The following is a 17,631-nucleotide window of genomic DNA, read 5'->3' as shown; positions in this document are numbered from 1 at the left end:
CCAACACACCAAAACCCAATCCTGCACGCGGGGGATATTCAGACGTCTGATACTCATGCCTTGGCTCCTTCCAAACGCGCTGCATCCATTTGCAGCCGGCTCCTGAAAGGAATCGGCCGATTACGGCCATTGCGCAAGACCACAACGTGATATCAACGTGCTCCGCCATCGCGGCTCGCTTTAGGCAAGACGGCAAGAAAGTTGTCACGCGCGACTTTTTTGGCAACCTCCTCAGGCAACGCATCTAGAAAAGGGTCAAAGCGGCGCATTTCCTTACCCAGCTTGTTGAAACGCCCGACTACATCCGAGCCCACCATAAACCGATCTGGAAAGCGCCTCACCAGCGCTACCCACTCCGAGCGTGGCTGACCTGCGTCGTCCAGTAGATACGGCGTGAGCATGCTCCAGGACAAGTCGATATACAGGTTGGGGTAGGCCTCCAGCATGCGGCTCAACGCGGGCAACAAAAAGTCCATCTGCACCTGATGCCGGTGGATTTCCTTGCTGGTGCCGGCATGGGCCCAGATAAAGCGGGTGTGCGGATGGTTGCGCAGCGGCTCCTCGACCTCGGCGAGATACAGCGGGTTACGCTCGCGTTTGGAGGTGATATTGGAGTGCAGCATCACCGGCAGGTCGTTTTCCGCGGCGAGGTGATAGATGCGTGTCATGGCTTCGTTATTCGCGCGCGGCGTGTCACCCGCCGTGATGGCTGTGAGGTCGTCATGGCGCGTGAAGACTTCGCCGATGCCCTGCCAAAGCCCTGGGTTGAGGTCGAGCATGCGCTGGATATGGGCGTCTGAATTCTTGTCGTTGGGATTGAAGCCGGACAGGAACGGATGAAAGTGCTGGCGCTGCTCTGGGGTCAGTTTGTTGACGGCTGCCGCGACGATCACGTCGGTGGCGCTGTACCAATAGGCATCGGCGTCATCACCGGCGTAGTAGCGTGGGCGTTTGGGCTCGTCTTCGTGCCATTTCTTCGCGACCGGTATGCCGGAAATCATCACATGCTCAATGCGGTTGTCGGCCATCGCCTTGAGCAGCTTGTCCATGCCCGCGGTTTCCTGGAAGAAATCCACGTAATGCAGGTGCGCGTCGCTGTAGGCATAGTCGCGAGCCTGCACGGCAAGGCTACTGGCGGCGAGCCACAAGGCAAGGGTCAGGCGAGTCCAGGGCACGGTAAAACCTCGATTAGGGCTGATACGGGTAGACCTTGCGCGCCATGCCAGGTTCATCCAGCAAAAAACGCGGAACACCGAAGTGCCCGCATGCTCTATAACTGCATGACCTTCATCCTGCCACCCTGTGAGGTTTGCCATGCCTGTTACCGTGAATACCCTGAACCAGGACAACTTTCGCCATAGCGTCAATATCAACAACCATGAGTTGTTTACTGACCTGCCCAAAAGCCTGGGCGGCGACGATTCGGCGCCCTCCCCCCATGACTACTTCGACGCGGCACTGGCGTCGTGCAAGGCCTTGACCGTCAGGCTTTATGCCCAGAAAAAAGACATCCCGCTGACCGGCGTGACCGTGGAAGTCACCCACGACGCCACCGAAGAGCAAAAGGGCAAATACAAGCTCAACGTCAAGCTGACGCTAAAGGGCGTACTCACCGACGAACAACGCGATGAGCTGCATCGCGTGGCTGATCGCTGCCCGGTGCACAAGTTGATGACTACCGCCGAGGTCAGCATCGAGACCCAATTGTCGGAAGGCGCCTTCAGCCAATAGCGGCAACATCCTACCGAGCGGGTTATGCTCAGAAGCATCCAACCCGCTCAGACTGGGATGCACCATGACCACCCTCACCGTGATTCGCCCTCGCCCCGAAGATGTCGAAGGCCAACCGATCCTGCGCCCTTTGCCATCGCGAGAATGCCGCAGCGTTGGGCCTTTTGTGTTTTTCGACCATATGCTGCTCACCCGCTACACGCCGGGCGATGGCATGAACATCCGCCAGCACCCGCATATCGGGCTGTCGACCCTCACTTATCTGTTCGACGGTGCACTGCAGCATAAGGACAGCCTGGGCTCGGACCAAGTGGTGCAGGCCGGCGATGTCAGCTGGATGACTGCCGGCAGTGCGATTGCCCACGTCGAGCGCACGCCAGAGGCGCTCAAGGCCAGCGGTTTCAGCCTGCATGGGCTGCAAGTCTGGCTGGCATCACCAAAGGACCACGAAACGGGGCCGGGACATTACAGCCATCACCCGGCAGCGAGCTTGCCGGTGAGTGACAACCTCGGCGTGCAGATCCGCCTGATTGCGGGTGATGGGTTCTGCCTCAAGTCGCCGGTGCCGGTGCTATCGCCCACGCTGTATGCAGAGGTGCGCATGCAACCCGCCACGACGCTGCTGATTCCTGATGAGCATGAGGAACGCGCGGTGTATGTGCTGGAGGGTGAAGCGCAGTTGGATGGTGAGGTGTTGGAGGTGCACAGCCTGGTAGTGTTGCCGACCGGGCAGGAAATGACGTTGTGTGCCGAGAGTGACTGCCATCTGGTGGTATTTGGCGGCGCGGCGCTGGATGGGCCACGGCGGATCAATTGGAATTTTGTGGCGAGTGACCCCTCAAGAATCGAACAGGCGCGGCAGCGCTGGGCGGCTGGGGATTGGCCGACGGTGCCGGGTGAGTCTGAGAGAATTGAGTTGCCGGTGAGATAGCATTCGCGAGCAAGCCCGCACACATTCGACCGCGTTTACCCTGTAGGAATGCGCTCGAATGTGGGAGCGGGCTTGCTCGCGATGAGGCCCGAACAAGCGCTAGGGATTTAGCCCTTGAACACTTCATCCAACAAGTTATGCATCGACTGAAAGGCCCGCGCAGCGGTCTTCGCGTCGTACATCATCGTGCCCGGCACATTCGCATGCGGGTCAGTGAAGGAATGTACCGCGCCGCCGTAGCTCAGCAACTGCCAATCCACACCCGCCGCGCTCATTTCATCTTCAAACGCCGGCAGTTGCTCTTTCGGCACCAACGGGTCGCAAGCACCGTGCAGCACCAGCACTGAACCCTTGATGTTCTTCGCATCCGCCGGATTCGGCGTGTCGAGGGTGCCGTGGAACGATACCGCCGCCTTCAACGGCGCACCGGTGCGCGCCAGCTCCAGGGAGCAGCAACCGCCAAAGCAGAACCCAAAGGTTGCCAACCTGGAGGTATCAACCTTCGCTTCGGCCTGGCCTTGCAACTGCTCGAAGGCCGCCTGCATACGCTGGGTCAGCAACGGGCGGTCATTCTTCAACGGCATCATCGCTGCGCCGGCTTCATCGCCATTCGACGGACGCACGGTTTGCCCGTACAGGTCGGCGATGAGCACCACGTAGCCCTTGCTGGCCACGCTTTTGGCGATCTCTTCGGCACCCGCACTCACACCCATCCAGTTCGGCGCCATCAGCAGGCCCGGCAACGGGCCTTTGTGGCTGGCATCGAACGCCAGGCGGCTTTCATAAGACTGGCCATCAATCTGATAGACCACGGAACGCACAGTGACTTGGCTCATCATTTACTCCAGTTGAGATGCACTAGAACGAAAAAACCCGCCGAGGCGGGTTTTCTCTACAACGGTGTCAAACCGACAGTTCAACCAACAGCTTGTTCAGGCGGCGCACATAGGCGGCCGGGTCTTTCAGGCTGTCGCCAGCAGCCAGGGCCGCTTGGTCGAAGAGGATGTGCGACAGGTCGCCAAAACGCTCTTCGTTCTGCTCGGCGTCGAGCTTCCCGATCAGCGGGTGAGCCGGGTTGAATTCGAAGATCGGCTTGGAATCCGGAACCTTTTGCCCGCTGGCTTCGAGGATCTGACGCATCTGCATGCCCAGGTCCGCTTCGCCGATGGCCAGGATCGCCGGGGAATCGGTCAGACGGTGGGAAACCCGCACTTCGCTGACAGCCTCGCCCAGGGACGCCTTGATCCGCTCAACCAGGCCTTCTTTGGCCTTGGCGACTTCTTCGGCTTCTTTCTTCTCTTCTTCGGAGTCCAGGTTACCCAGGTCCAGGTCACCACGGGCCACGTCGACAAAGGACTTGCCGTCGAAGTCGCTGAGGTAGCTCATCAGCCACTCATCGATACGGTCGGTCAGCAGCAGCACTTCGATGCCTTTCTTGCGGAAGACTTCCAGGTGCGGGCTGTTCTTGACCTGAGCGTAGGTTTCGCCGGTCAGGTAGTAGATCTTGTCCTGACCTTCCTTGGCACGTGCCAGGTACTCGGCCAGCGACACAACTTGCTCGCCGCCCTCTTCATGAGTCGAGGCAAAACGCAGCAGGCCGGCGATTTTTTCCTTGTTGGCGAAATCTTCAGCAGGGCCTTCTTTCATGACCTGGCCGAAGTTTTTCCAGAAGCCTTTGTATTGCTCAGGCTCGTTCTTCGCCAGTTTTTCCAGCATGTCGAGCACGCGCTTGGTCAGCGCCGACTTCATGGAGTCGATGATCGGGTCTTTCTGCAGGATTTCACGCGACACGTTCAGCGACAGGTCGTTGGAGTCGACCACGCCTTTGATAAAGCGCAGGTACAGCGGCAGGAAGGATTCCGCCTGGTCCATCACGAACACGCGCTGCACGTAGAGCTTGAGGCCCTTCGGCGCTTCACGCTGGTACAGGTCGAACGGAGCACGGGCCGGCACGTAGAGCAGCGAGCTGTATTCCAGCTTGCCTTCGACCTTGTTGTGGCTCCAGCTCAGCGGGTTTTCGTAGTCGTGACCGATGTGCTTATAGAACTCCTGGTATTCCTCGTCCTTGATCTCGGTACGCGGACGGGTCCACAGCGCGCTCGCGCGGTTGACCACTTCCCATTCCTGGGCCTGCGCTTCTTCGCCTTCGGCAGCAGCCTGTTCTTTAGGCAGTTCGATGGGCAAAGCGATGTGGTCGGAGTACTTCTTGATAATGTTGCGCAGGCGCCAGCCATCGGCAAACTCGTCTTCACCGTCTTTGAGGTGCAGCACGATACGCGTGCCACGGTCGGCCTTATCGATGGTAGCGATTTCGAACTCGCCCTCACCTTTGGATGACCAGTGCACGCCTTCACCAGCGGCAAGGCCGGCACGGCGGCTGAACACTTCAACTTTATCGGCAACGATAAAGGCCGAGTAGAAGCCCACACCGAACTGGCCGATCAGGTGCGAATCTTTTTTCTGGTCGCCCGACAGATTCTTCATGAAATCAGCGGTACCGGATTTGGCGATGGTACCCAAGTGGGTAATCGCGTCTTCACGGCTCATGCCGATGCCGTTGTCTTCGAGGGTGACGGTCTTGGCGTCCTTGTCGAAGCTCACACGGATTTTCAGTTCGGCGCCACCTTCAAGCAACTCCGGCTTGGACAGGGCTTCGAAACGTAATTTGTCGACAGCGTCAGAGGCGTTCGAGATCAATTCGCGAAGGAAGATTTCCTTGTTGGAATACAGCGAATGGATCATGAGGTGCAGCAGTTGCTTCACCTCGGTCTGGAAGCCCAGGGTTTCCTTTTGAGTTTCCACACTCATGGTCATCAAACTCCAATTGGATGGTAGTGGCCGCGCCCTTGAGGGTTGGCGGCGGGTTGTCATCAAAGTTGGGGGCTAAGACCAGGATTTCAAGGGCAGCTCTGTTACTCGATTTTGAAATGCGCACGAGCGGTGGCGATGGGCTCGGCCGCGATGCTTTGCCAGGCGGTGATCGCCACGTTTGCCACTCGTCGGCCTTGGCGCCACACCTGGCATTTGGCGTAAGTGTCGCGAAACTGCCCGGCGCGCAGGTAATCCAGGGAAAAATCGATGATTTTCGGGATGCCTGGCGTACCGGTAAACACCAGTAGGTGCAGCGCCGCCGACAGCTCCATAAACCCCGCTATCACCCCACCGTGCAGCGCCGGCAATATCGGGTTACCAATATTGTCCTTGTTGGCCGGCAGCCGAAACAGCAATTCATCTCCAAGCCGGGTGCATTCGATGCCGATCAGTTTGGCGTAAGGGATCAGGTTGAGCAGCGCCTCGTAATCGCCGCGCGCATGGGCCTGCTCCAGGCGGGTCTTGAAACGGTACGTCATGCCTGTTCTCCCTTGATCGTACTGCCCAGCCCTTGTGTGCCTTTGAGGCGCTTGCCCATGCGCATGAACGTACCCACCACATGGGCGATGGGTTGCTGAGGGTCATCCTGATAGGCGAAGCCACGGGTGAAGATCACGTCGGTGGTCACTCGATAGCATTGGGCGAAGCCATACACCGGTTTATGTGGCGCGGCGGGATGCATGTAATCGACCCGCAGGTCGAGGGTCGGGCACACCTCGAATTCCGGCAATACACACAAGGTGGCCATGCCGCAGGCCGTGTCCATCAAGGAGGTCAGCGCGCCGCCGTGGATCACGCCGGTAGCGGGGTTTCCTACCAGATGCGCGGCGTAGGGCATGACAAGTGTGACGCCCTGCGCGTCGGCATGATGGGCAGTAATGCCCAACACCTGACAATGGCGCAAGGCCGATACAAAGCGTGTCGCACGCGCTAGCAGGGGATTTTCGGTCATCGTGTCTGGACTCTTATTTGTATGGATTCGCAATATCGGTGGCGCATATGGAAGTTCCTAGGTGACTGTTTTTATATATCTTCGTAACAAAAGGAACTAATGCTGAACCGCCATGCTCGAAAGGCCAGTAGATATCTTCAATAAGGAGAAACACCCAATGCGCAAGACTTTAGCTATTTCCATGATGCTGGCCGCTGCCCTCGGTCTCGCTGCCTGCGACAAGAAATCCGAAGACAAAGCCCAAGACGCCGCAGCACATTCCGAGCAAGCTCAGAAAGACATGGCGAAGGCTCAGGATAAAGTGAACGACGCCGCGAAAGAAAATGCCGATGCTGCCAAAGCTCAGGCTGAATCGAACGACGCCGCCGCAAAAGAAGCAGCACCTGCTACCCCTGCCACCGGTTCTTGAGACCGCGGCTTGAAATAGCTTTGCTGCAAGAAGAAAGCCCGCTTAGATAGCGGGCTTTCTTTTGTCTGGCATTTAGAGTTGACGGTTTAACTAAATCGTCTCTTTAACCACTTCCGGCAACGGCGTATCGGTCTGCGTATACACCATCACTTGCAGTACGTCGGAATGAAACTCCCGGCGATACAACACCAGCACCACCCCACTGCTCATCAACATGAACAACCAGGGGCTGACAAACCACGCGAGCATGGTCATGCCGAAGTAATAAGCGCGCAGACCAAAGTTGAACTGGTTGGCGGCCATGGAGATCACCCGTGCCGCGCGCAGGGCGAATGCGTTGCGCTCCTGCTCCGACACGTGCCGCTCGCCGATCATCGGTGCCGAGCCCACCAGCACCGCCGCGAAGTTGTATTGGCGCATGCACCAGCTGAACGTGAAAAACGCATAGACGAATACCAGCGCCAGGCATAGCAGCTTGATCTCTGACATGCCTTGGGAGGCCTGTTGCACCATGGGGATGTCCGCCAACAGCGACACCGCGCGCTCCGAGGCGCCGAGCACGGTGAGAATGCCGGCCAGGATAATCAAGGTACTGGAGGCGAAGAACGAGGCGTTGCGTTCCAGGTTGCCGATCACACTGGCATCGGCGATGCGGTTGTCGCGCAACAGCATGCGGCGCATCCAGTCTTCGCGATACAGATGCAGCACGCTGGCGAGGCACGCGGTGTCCCGGGCTTTCCAGGTGGCATAGCGGGTGTAACCCCCCCAGCAGAGGACGAACCAGAGGGCGGCAAGCAGGTGGATCTGATTGGTTTCGACGAACGACATGTGGGTCCTGTTACACGGTGGTGTGGATGTTCACGCAGTCTAAAATGTGGGGGCGGGCTTGCTCGCTCCCATATTTACTGCGCTCCAACTTTAGAAGGTTGTTGTCTCATAAGCATAAAAAATGCCCCGTATCGATTGATACGGGGCATTTCAGTACTGCGCGAGCGTGGGTTATGCGATGGCTTCGCTACGCTTGCCGAGCATACGGTCAACCACCACCGCAACCCCCAGGGTCATCACCGAAGGCACCAGCCACGCCAGGCCCTGCTCGCTCAAGGGCAAATTTGCAAACTGCGACGGCAACCAACCCGCCAGGCCCGCACCCTTGAGCGCATCGATGCAGCCAAAGATGAACGACACCAACATCACCGGTCCAACGATACGGCCCTGCTCCTGCCAGAAGTCTTTGCAGAAGCTCAGCGCAACCAGCACGATGCACGGCGGATAGATCGCGGTGAGTACCGGGATCGAGAAGGCAATCAGCTTGGTCAGGCCCAGGTTGGACACGAACAGCGAGAACAGCGCCAGGATCACCACTAGGGTCTTGTAGGACAGCGGCAAGACGCGGCTGAAGTACTCGGCGCAGGCACAGGTGAGGCCAACAGCCGTGACCAGGCACGCCAGGGAGATCAGCACAGCCAGGAAGCCGCTGCCCAGGGAGCCAAATGTGTGTTGCACATAGGCGTGTAATACGGCGGCGCCATTGGCAGCACCGGCGGCGACTTCATGACTGCCCGAACCAAGGCGGAACAGGCTGACATACACCAGCGCCAAGCCCACACCGGCGATCAAGCCGGCGATGATTGCGTAGCGGGTGATCAGCTTTGGCGACTCCACGCCACGGGAGCGAATGGCGTTGACGATCACGATGCCGAACACCAGGGCGCCCAGGGTATCCATGGTCAGGTAGCCGTTGATGAAGCCTTGTGAGAACGGCGCAGCCACGTATTCCGGGGTAGCGACACCCACGTCACCGGCCGGCAAGGCAAACGCGGCGATGCCGAGGATGGCCAACGCAATGATCTTCAGCGGTGCGAGGAATCGACCCACGGTGTCCAGCAGTCGGCCTGGGTACAGGGAGACAAAGAACACCACCAGGAAATACACCGAGCTGTAGAGGAACAGCGCCAACGGGCTTTCGCCGGTCAGCGGTGCCAGGCCCACCTCAAAGGATACGGTCGCGGTACGCGGCGTGGCGAACAGCGGCCCTACCGCCAGATACGCCGCCGCCGCCAGCAGGCCACCGGCAATCTTGCCGATCGGGCTGCTCAACGCGTCCATACCGCCGCCAACCTTGGCCAGCGCGATCACGGTGACCACCGGCAAACCCACCGCGGTGATCAAAAAGCCCAGCGCTGCCATCCAAACGTGAGGTCCGGACTGCAAACCCACAATAGGCGGGAAGATGATGTTGCCGGCGCCCACGAACAGGGCAAAGGTCATAAAACCCAGCGCCAGGATGTCCTGGCCTTTCAACACTTTCATTTGAGGAAATACCACACTACTGAATCGGAATTTAGAGAGGGATTCCCTATGGATGAGGGAAATACTGCCGGCCCTTATGGGAGCCGACCGGTCTAGCGCGCGGCTTCCTTTTGGGATGCGGGCGCATAAAGAGGCGGCTAGGGTACAGAATTGGGCTGACAAACGCACTGTTGCGGGGCGGACTGTCCGATAAGCGACAGTTCCATGTCGCATTCTCGTAAGAGCAGCAACAAGAGGCAAGCTTCAAGCGGCAAGAAGCACCGCATGCTTCTCTCTTACAGCTTAAAGCTTGCCGCTTATAGCTGCCTTTAAACGCACAAAGGCCACCCGAAGGTGGCCTTTGTGTGGGTAAAGCGTCAGCTAAGCGCGAGGCTTATTTGACAGCCCAACCCGTCAGCTCGGACAAAGCCTTGCCGATGTCTGCCAGCGAACGCACGGTTTTAACGCCTGCGTCTTCCAGGGCAGCAAACTTCTCGTCTGCAGTGCCCTTGCCGCCAGAGATGATTGCGCCAGCATGGCCCATGCGCTTGCCAGCAGGGGCAGTCACACCAGCGATGTAGGAAACAACCGGCTTGGTCACGTGTGCCTTGATGTAGGCAGCCGCTTCTTCTTCAGCCGAACCGCCGATCTCACCGATCATGACGATCGCTTCGGTCTTCGGGTCTTCCTGGAACAGCTTCAGGATGTCGATGAAGTTGGAGCCTGGGATCGGGTCACCGCCGATGCCGACGCAAGTCGACTGACCGAAACCGGCGTCAGTGGTCTGCTTAACAGCTTCGTAGGTCAGGGTGCCGGAACGGGAAACGATACCGACTTTGCCTGGCAAGTGAATGTGTCCTGGCATGATGCCGATCTTGCATTCGCCTGGGGTGATCACGCCTGGGCAGTTAGGGCCGATCAGGGTAACACCCAGCTCGTCGCACTTAACTTTAGCGTCCAGCATGTCCAGGGTAGGAATGCCTTCGGTGATGCAAACGATCAGCTTGATGCCGCCGAAGGCTGCTTCCAGGATGGAGTCCTTGCAGAAAGGAGCTGGAACGTAGATCACGCTGGCGGTAGCGCCAGTGGTTTCTACAGCTTCTTTCACGGTGTTGAACACTGGCAGACCCAGGTGCTCGGTACCGCCTTTACCAGGAGTAACGCCACCCACCATCTTGGTGCCGTATTCGATGGCTTGCTGGGTATGGAAACTACCTTGCGAACCGGTAATACCCTGGCAGATAACTTTGGTGTCTTTATTGATCAGGACGCTCATTATTTGCCCTCCGCAGCTTTGACAACTTGTTGAGCAGCGTCGGTCAGGCTGGTAGCCGCGATAATGTTCAAACCGCTTTCTGCCAGTACTTTAGCGCCCAGTTCAGCGTTGTTACCTTCAAGGCGAACAACAACCGGGATTTTAACGCCGACTTCTTTCACTGCACCGATGATGCCTTCGGCAATCATGTCGCAACGAACGATGCCGCCGAAGATGTTGACCAGTACTGCAGCGACGTTGGCGTCGGACAGGATGATCTTGAAGGCTTCGGTCACGCGTTCTTTGGTAGCACCACCGCCTACGTCGAGGAAGTTGGCTGGTTTGCCGCCATGCAGGTTGACGATGTCCATGGTACCCATGGCCAGGCCAGCACCGTTGACCATGCAACCGATGTTACCTTCCAGCGCTACGTAGTTCAGTTCGAACTTGGCAGCGTGCGCTTCGCGCGGATCGTCTTGCGACGGATCGTGGAAAGTCTTCAGCTTAGGCTGACGGTACATGGCGTTGGCGTCGATGTTGATCTTGGCGTCCAGGCAGTGCAGATCGCCGTCAGCCTTGATCACCAGCGGGTTCACTTCCAGCAGGGCCAGATCGTGATCCTGGAACAGTTTGGCCAGACCCACAAAGATCTTGGCGAACTGGGCAACTTGCTTGCCTTCCAGGCCCAGCTGGAATGCCAACTCGCGACCCTGGAATGGCTGAGCGCCAACCAGTGGATCGATAGTGGCTTTCAGAATTTTTTCTGGGGTTTCGTGAGCGATTTTCTCGATGTCCACGCCACCTTCGGTGGAAGCCATGAACACGATGCGACGGCTCGAACGGTCAACGACAGCGCCCAGGTACAGCTCTTTAGCGATATCAGTGCACGATTCAACCAGGATCTTGGTGACTGGCTGGCCATTGGCATCAGTCTGGTAAGTCACCAGACGCTTGCCCAGCCACTGCTGTGCGAAGGCTTTGGCGTCTTCTTTGCTGCGAACCAGCTTAACGCCGCCCGCTTTACCGCGACCACCAGCGTGGACCTGGGCTTTGACAACCCACTCGGTGCCGCCGATTTTGTCGCACGCTTCCGCTGCTGCTTCCGGGGTGTCTACTGCGTAGCCCTTGGATACTGGCAGGCCGTATTCAGCGAACAGCTGCTTACCCTGATACTCGTGAAGATTCATGCTTTTTACCGTCTTCGTTAGGTACTGCGCATTCGGCGCTGCGCTCATTATGAGTGCCGCGCCACCTGTGACTGCTGCTTGCGCAACTTGCGGGGCTCAGGGCCCGTAAAGCTGCGCAAGACTGCGTCCAGCGGATATTCCGCGGTGAGTCTTGCGCGCAAGGCTCACGACGGGCAACTCCGCCGTGGTTTCTTATTATCTCGCTTAGCGCTTCTTGCGGTTGGCGATGTGGATGGCGCCGCCATTCACCGCCAACGCTGCTTCGTGCAACGCTTCGGACAGGGTCGGATGGGAGAAGACCATCATGCCCAGGTCCTCGGCACTGGTGCCGAATTCCATACCGATCGCGCCTTGCTGAACCAGTTCTGCAGCGCTTGGGCCAATCACGTGGACGCCCAATACGCGGTCAGTCTTGGCATCAGCGATGACTTTGACAAAACCACCGGTGTCGTTGGCTGCCATGGCACGGCCAGATGCAGCAAACGGGAAGGTGCCGACGTTAACTTCAACGCCTTCAGCTTTCAACTGCTGTTCGTTCTTGCCGACCCATGCAATTTCCGGGTGGGTGTAGATAACCGATGGGACCAGGTCGTAGTTCATCTGGGTCTTGTGACCCTTGATGCGCTCGACAACCATAATGCCTTCTTCGGAAGCCTTGTGCGCGAGCATCATGCCGCGAACCACGTCACCGATGGCGTACACGCCAGGCACGGTGGTAGCGCAGTGATCGTCAACGTGGATGAAGCCACGTTCGTCGATGTTCACGCCGCTGTCAGCTGCCAGCAGGTCAGTGGTCACTGGACGGCGACCAACGGCTACGATCAGCTTGTCGAATGTGATGGTCTGCTCGCCTTCTTTATCGGTGTAGGTCACAACGACTTCTTCGCCGTTGACCTTGGAACCGGTAACACGGGCGCCCAGTTTGATGTCCAGACCTTGCTTGGTCAGGGTTTTCAGGGCTTCTTTGGACACCGCGGTGTCGGCAGCCAGCAGGAACGTGTCCAGGGCTTCCAGCACGGTGACGTCGGAACCCAAACGGGACCATACCGAACCCAGTTCCAGGCCGATCACGCCAGCGCCGATCACGCCCAGACGCTTAGGAATCGATTGGAACTCCAGGGCGCCGGTCGAATCAACGATCACGTTCTGGTCAACTGGAGCAGGCGGGATGTCGATTGGGCGCGAACCTGGGGCCAGGATCACGTTCTCGGCTTCGATGACTTCAACCGAGCCGTCTGGCTTGGTGATTTCAACTTTCTTGCCGGCCAGCAACTTGCCGTGACCTTGCAGGGAAGTCACGCCGTTGGCCTTGAACAAGGTGGCAACGCCGGAAGTCAGGCCTTTAACGATGTTGGCTTTACGGCCGATCATCGCTGGCACGTCCATGGTCACGCCAGCGTGGTTAATGCCGTGGATCGCGAAACCGTCTTGGGCTTCGTGGAATTTCCAGGAGCTGTCCAGCAGCGCCTTGGAAGGAATGCAACCAACGTTCAGGCAAGTACCGCCCAATGCCAGTTTGCCTTCCTTGTCGGTGTATTTTTCGATGCAAGCAGTCGAGAGGCCCAGTTGTGCGGCCTTGATGGCGGCAACATAGCCGCCAGGACCTGCACCAATCACTACAACGTCAAATTTCTGTGTCATAAAAAGGTTCCCTTTTTAGCTGCAAGCTACAAGCTGCACGCCGCAAGTTGAAAGCACCGTTCGCCACTTTGGGCTTGGCGCTTTCAGCTTGCGACTTGCAGCTGCTTTTTAGATATCCAGAAGCAGACGAGCTGGGTCTTCCAGCAGGTTTTTGATGGTCACCAGGAAAGTCACGGCTTCTTTACCATCGATCAGGCGGTGATCGTAAGACAGTGCCAGGTACATCATCGGGCGGATCACGACTTGGCCGTTGATGGCCATCGGGCGCTGGATGATGTTGTGCATGCCCAGGATCGCGGCTTGTGGCGGGTTGACGATCGGCGTCGACATCATCGAACCGAAGGTACCACCGTTAGTGATGGTGAACGTACCGCCGGTCATCTCGTCGATGGTCAGTTTGCCGTCACGGGCTTTCTTGCCGAAGCCTGCGATGCCGCCTTCGATTTCAGCCAGGCTCATCAGCTCAGCGTTACGCAGTACTGGAACTACCAGGCCACGGTCGCTGGACACGGCAACGCCGATGTCTGCATAGCCGTGGTAAACGATGTCGGTACCATCGATCGAAGCGTTGACTGCCGGGTAGCGTTTCAGCGCTTCAGTAGCCGCTTTCACGAAGAACGACATGAAGCCCAGGCGCACGCCGTTGTGGGACTTCTCGAACAGGTCCTTGTACTTCGAACGCAGGGCCATGACTTCGGTCATGTCGACTTCGTTGAAGGTAGTCAGCATCGCCATGTTCGACTGTGCTTCAACCAGACGCTTGGCCACGGTGGCCCGTACGCGGGTCATCGGTACGCGCTTCTCGGTGCGGTCGCCAGCGGCGAACACAGGCGCAGCGGCAGCCGGGGCAGCAGCCTTGGCAGGTGCGGCAGCTGGAGCGTTTTTCTTGGCTTCAACTGCAGCCACCACGTCTTCCTTGGTCACACGGCCGTCCTTGCCGGTGCCTTTGATGGACGACAGGTTGATGCCGTTTTCTTCAGCCAGCTGACGGGCAGCCGGTGCAGCGATTGGATCTTCGCCGCCTGCAGCCGGAGCAGCAGCGGGAGCCGAAGCAGCAGCCGGTGCAGCGGCAGCAGGAGCAGCGCTGCCCTCTTCGATCGAGCCCAGCACCTGGTTCGACAGAACGGTAGCGCCTTCTTCGGCAACGATTGCACCCAGTACGCCGTCAGCTTCGGCCAACACTTCCAGAACGACTTTGTCGGTCTCGATGTCGACGATCAGGTCGTCACGCTTTACAGCGTCGCCTGGTTTCTTGTGCCAGGTGGCAACGGTGCCATCGGCAACCGATTCCGGGAATGACGGGGCTTTGATTTCGATAGCCATTATCTGTGGGTCCTTAAAATTCGGTTTCAGTCAGCGCGAAGGCGTTAAACAGTGAAAGCATCTTGCAGCAGTTTTTCCTGCTGCTCGGCGTGCATCGACGCATAACCACACGCAGGTGCAGCAGAAGCGTCACGACCGGCATATTCCAGGCCCAGGGCCTGCTTATGGTTACCGATGCTGCGACGCAAATGATGCTGGCTGCTGTACCAAGCGCCCTGGTTCATCGGTTCTTCCTGGCACCACACAACATTAGTGAGGTTGGTGTAAGGCGCGATGGCCTCCATCAGGTCGTCTTCCGGGAACGGGTAAAGCTGCTCGATACGCACGATGGCGATGTCTTCGCGGCCTTCGGCACGGCGTTTTTCCAGCAGGTCGTAGTAGACCTTGCCGCTGCACAGGACCAGGCGAGTCACTTTCGCCGCGTCCAGCGTGTCGATCTCTGGAATAACGGTCTGGAACGAACCATCCGCCAGATCTTCCAGGGTCGAGATGGCCAATTTATGACGCAGCAGCGACTTCGGTGTCAGTACCACCAGCGGCTTGCGCAGCGGGCGGATCACCTGGCGACGCAGCAAGTGGTAGATCTGGGCCGGGGTAGTCGGCACGCACACCTGGATGTTGTGCTCGGCGCACAGCTGCAGGTAACGCTCCAGACGGGCCGAGGAGTGCTCCGGACCCTGACCTTCATAACCGTGCGGCAGCAGCATGGTCAGACCGCACAGACGGCCCCACTTGTGCTCGCCGCTGGTGATGAACTGGTCGATAACCACCTGGGCACCGTTGGCGAAGTCGCCGAACTGGGCTTCCCAGATCACCAGCGCCTGCGGCATGGTGGTCGAGTAACCGTACTCGAACGCCAGTACGGCTTCTTCGGACAGGAACGAATCGTACAGGTCGAAACGTGGCTGGCCTGCATACAGGTTCTGCAACGGGATATAGGTGCCCGCGTCTTTCTGGTTGTGCAGCACAGCATGACGGTGCGAGAACGTACCACGGCCGATGTCCTGGCCAGTCATGCGGATAGGGTGACCTTCGAACGCCAGGGTCGCGTACGCCATGGTTTCGGCGTAACCCCAGTTGATCGACAGGCCGCCGGCTTGCATCTTCTGACGGTCTTCGTAGATCTTCGCAACCTGGCGCTGAACCACGAAACCTTCCGGGATTTCCAGCAGCTTGGCGGACAACTCCTGCAAGGTCTTCAGATCGAACGACGTATCGTGACGCGCAGTCCAGGCGTGGCCCAGGTACGGACGCCAGTCAACGAACAACTCTTTGTTCGGCTCTTTAACCAGGCTTTTTACAACATGCAGACCATTGTCCAGCGCGTTGCGGTATTCATCGACTTTCGCCTGAACACGCGCATCGTCAACCACGCCGGCCTTGGTCAGGCTTTCGGCGTACAGCTCACGGGTAGTGCGCTGCTTGGTGATCTGCTGATACATCAACGGCTGAGTACCACTTGGCTCGTCCGCTTCGTTGTGACCGCGACGGCGGTAGCAAACCAGGTCGATCACCACATCGCGCTTGAACTGCATGCGGTAATCAATGGCCAACTGGGTCACAAACAGCACAGCTTCCGGATCATCGCCATTCACATGGAGGATCGGCGCCTGGATCATCTTGGCAACGTCGGTCGCGTACTCGGTAGAGCGCGCGTCCAGCGGGTTGCTGATGGTGAAGCCAACCTGGTTGTTGATGACGATGTGAACGGTACCGCCGGTCTTGAAGCCGCGGGTCTGCGACATCTGGAACGTTTCCAGGACCACGCCTTGACCGGCGAAAGCCGCGTCACCGTGGATGGAAATCGGCAGAACCTTTTCACCGGTGGTGTCATTACGACGATCCTGGCGAGCACGGACCGAACCCTCGACCACTGGAGAAACAATTTCCAGGTGGGATGGGTTGAAGGCCATGGCCAGGTGAACTTCACCGCCGGTGGTCATCACGTTGGACGAGAAGCCCTGGTGGTATTTAACGTCACCGGAACCCAACTCAACCTTCTTCTTGCCTTCGAACTCGTCGAACAGCTCACGCGGGTTCTTGCCGAAGGTGTTGACCAACACGTTCAAGCGACCACGGTGAGCCATGCCGATCACGATTTCCTTGGTGCCGTAGGAACCCGAACGCTGGATCAACTCGTCGAGCATCGGGATCAGGCTTTCGCCGCCTTCCAGACCGAAACGCTTGGTGCCCGGGTATTTGGTACCCAGGTACTTTTCCAGGCCTTCGGCAGCGGTTACGCGCTCGAGCAGATGGCTGCGGACATCGTCAGACAGCACTGGACGACCACGCACACCTTCCAGACGGTGCTGGAACCAGTGGCGTTGCTCGGAATCGGTGATGTGCGTGAACTCAGCGCCAATGGTGCGGCAATATGTCTGCTGCAACGCTTCGTGAATTTCGCGTAGGCTCGCTTCCTCTTTGCCGATGAACAGGTCGCCGGCACGGAAGGTCGTATCAAGATCGGCATTGGTCAAGCCGTAATGATTGATCGACAGGTCAGCAGGTGCAGGACGCTTCCAGAGCCCCAGCGGATCAAGCTGGGCCGCCTGGTGGCCACGCATCCGGTAGGCCTGGATCAGTCGCAATACCTCAACTTGCTTCTTCTCGTGCTCACTGCTCACGCTGCCGGCGGAAACCGGTTGGGCGCGGCGCTGGTTCTTTGCCAGCAGCACAAACTGATCGCGAATCGTGGCGTGCGATACATCGGTGGCAGCGTTGCCGTCTGAAGACAACGTCTGAAATTTGGTGCGCCATTCTTCTGGCACAGCGTTAGGGTCGTGCAGGTAGAGCTCATAAAGCTCTTCCACATAGGCAGCGTTACCACCTGAAAGATAGCCGCTGTTCCACATGCGCTGCATCACGCTTTCTTGCATGCTTGGTCACCCTCGATTTGGGGACACCACCGGCGAAAACACCGAGTTTGCTTGCGAAAGGCCAAGTGCAGCGACCAAAACAAGCCACTTAGGATCACGCTGATAGTTCGGGTACCAACCCGAATGCCCCTGCTTGTCTCATTTCTTCAAAATAAGAGCCGCG

General features: G+C 58.2%; 15 protein-coding genes. 3 read left to right on the top strand and 12 right to left on the bottom strand.

Annotated features, from left to right (window positions below; translation table 11 throughout):
* Positions 1–152: 152 nt before the first annotated feature.
* Complete coding sequence (locus AACY44_RS01760; protein ID WP_339415038.1) at positions 153–1,175, bottom strand: amidohydrolase family protein; 1,023 nt, start codon at positions 1,173–1,175, stop codon at positions 153–155.
* A gap of 139 nt (positions 1,176–1,314) precedes the next feature.
* Here AACY44_RS01760 and AACY44_RS01755 point away from each other — a divergent pair, with 139 nt between their 5' ends.
* Together AACY44_RS01755 and AACY44_RS01750 are read left to right on the top strand one after the other, a co-directional pair.
* Complete coding sequence (locus tag AACY44_RS01755) at positions 1,315–1,731, top strand: OsmC family protein (protein WP_314567716.1); 417 nt, start codon at positions 1,315–1,317, stop codon at positions 1,729–1,731.
* A gap of 64 nt (positions 1,732–1,795) precedes the next feature.
* Positions 1,796–2,662: a pirin family protein gene (locus AACY44_RS01750; RefSeq protein ID WP_339529696.1), complete on the top strand. Its 867-nt coding sequence runs from the start codon at positions 1,796–1,798 to the stop codon at positions 2,660–2,662.
* A 107-nt stretch (positions 2,663–2,769) separates the two neighbouring features.
* On the opposite strand, the gene AACY44_RS01745 is transcribed toward AACY44_RS01750, so the two are convergent.
* From AACY44_RS01745 to AACY44_RS01730, 4 genes are all read right to left on the bottom strand, one after another.
* Positions 2,770–3,498 (bottom strand): dienelactone hydrolase family protein, encoded by a 729-nt coding sequence (locus AACY44_RS01745; protein ID WP_339414672.1) that lies wholly within the window; start codon positions 3,496–3,498, stop codon positions 2,770–2,772.
* Positions 3,499–3,565: 67 nt separating this feature from the next.
* The gene (htpG, locus tag AACY44_RS01740) at positions 3,566–5,470 is read right to left on the bottom strand and encodes a molecular chaperone HtpG (RefSeq protein ID WP_339414673.1); all 1,905 of its coding nucleotides are present in this window, start codon (positions 5,468–5,470) and stop codon (positions 3,566–3,568) included.
* Between the two features lie 104 nt (positions 5,471–5,574).
* Positions 5,575–6,012, bottom strand: coding sequence for a PaaI family thioesterase (locus AACY44_RS01735; RefSeq protein ID WP_339414674.1), 438 nt, complete (start codon positions 6,010–6,012; stop codon positions 5,575–5,577).
* Complete coding sequence (locus AACY44_RS01730; protein ID WP_339414675.1) at positions 6,009–6,485, bottom strand: PaaI family thioesterase; 477 nt, start codon at positions 6,483–6,485, stop codon at positions 6,009–6,011. Before AACY44_RS01730 ends, AACY44_RS01735 begins: the two co-directional genes overlap by 4 nt.
* A gap of 157 nt (positions 6,486–6,642) precedes the next feature.
* Here AACY44_RS01730 and AACY44_RS01725 point away from each other — a divergent pair, with 157 nt between their 5' ends.
* Complete coding sequence (locus AACY44_RS01725) at positions 6,643–6,894, top strand: hypothetical protein (protein WP_090407089.1); 252 nt, start codon at positions 6,643–6,645, stop codon at positions 6,892–6,894.
* 90 nt (positions 6,895–6,984) lie between these two features.
* Here the strand turns inward: AACY44_RS01725 and AACY44_RS01720 are convergent, their stop codons facing one another.
* The 7 genes from AACY44_RS01720 to AACY44_RS01690 all read right to left on the bottom strand — a co-directional run bounded on the left by AACY44_RS01720 (position 6,985) and on the right by AACY44_RS01690 (position 17,468).
* Positions 6,985–7,722, bottom strand: a complete 738-nt coding sequence (locus tag AACY44_RS01720) for a DUF599 domain-containing protein (protein ID WP_339414676.1) — start codon at positions 7,720–7,722, stop codon at positions 6,985–6,987.
* A 171-nt stretch (positions 7,723–7,893) separates the two neighbouring features.
* Positions 7,894–9,207, bottom strand: a complete 1,314-nt coding sequence (gene brnQ, locus AACY44_RS01715) for a branched-chain amino acid transport system II carrier protein (protein ID WP_339414677.1) — start codon at positions 9,205–9,207, stop codon at positions 7,894–7,896.
* Between the two features lie 373 nt (positions 9,208–9,580).
* Complete coding sequence (gene sucD, locus AACY44_RS01710; RefSeq protein ID WP_065872666.1) at positions 9,581–10,462, bottom strand: succinate--CoA ligase subunit alpha; 882 nt, start codon at positions 10,460–10,462, stop codon at positions 9,581–9,583.
* A complete protein-coding gene (gene sucC / locus AACY44_RS01705; RefSeq protein WP_060754516.1) occupies positions 10,462–11,628 on the bottom strand; it encodes an ADP-forming succinate--CoA ligase subunit beta in 1,167 nt (388 codons plus the stop codon). Before sucC ends, sucD begins: the two co-directional genes overlap by 1 nt.
* Positions 11,629–11,832: 204 nt before the next feature.
* Positions 11,833–13,269, bottom strand: a complete 1,437-nt coding sequence (gene lpdA / locus AACY44_RS01700) for a dihydrolipoyl dehydrogenase (RefSeq protein WP_339414678.1) — start codon at positions 13,267–13,269, stop codon at positions 11,833–11,835.
* A gap of 108 nt (positions 13,270–13,377) precedes the next feature.
* Positions 13,378–14,592, bottom strand: coding sequence for a 2-oxoglutarate dehydrogenase complex dihydrolipoyllysine-residue succinyltransferase (gene odhB / locus AACY44_RS01695; RefSeq protein ID WP_339414679.1), 1,215 nt, complete (start codon positions 14,590–14,592; stop codon positions 13,378–13,380).
* A 44-nt stretch (positions 14,593–14,636) separates the two neighbouring features.
* The gene (locus AACY44_RS01690; RefSeq protein WP_339414680.1) at positions 14,637–17,468 is read right to left on the bottom strand and encodes a 2-oxoglutarate dehydrogenase E1 component; all 2,832 of its coding nucleotides are present in this window, start codon (positions 17,466–17,468) and stop codon (positions 14,637–14,639) included.
* Positions 17,469–17,631: the final 163 nt, after the last annotated feature.

It is taken from the genome of Pseudomonas sp. RA_15y_Pfl1_P11 (assembly GCF_963970975.1).
GTDB lineage: Bacteria > Pseudomonadota > Gammaproteobacteria > Pseudomonadales > Pseudomonadaceae > Aquipseudomonas > Aquipseudomonas tritici.
The sequence above is the reverse complement of the archived record's forward strand: the minus strand, read 5'-3'. Positions and strand labels throughout refer to the sequence as shown.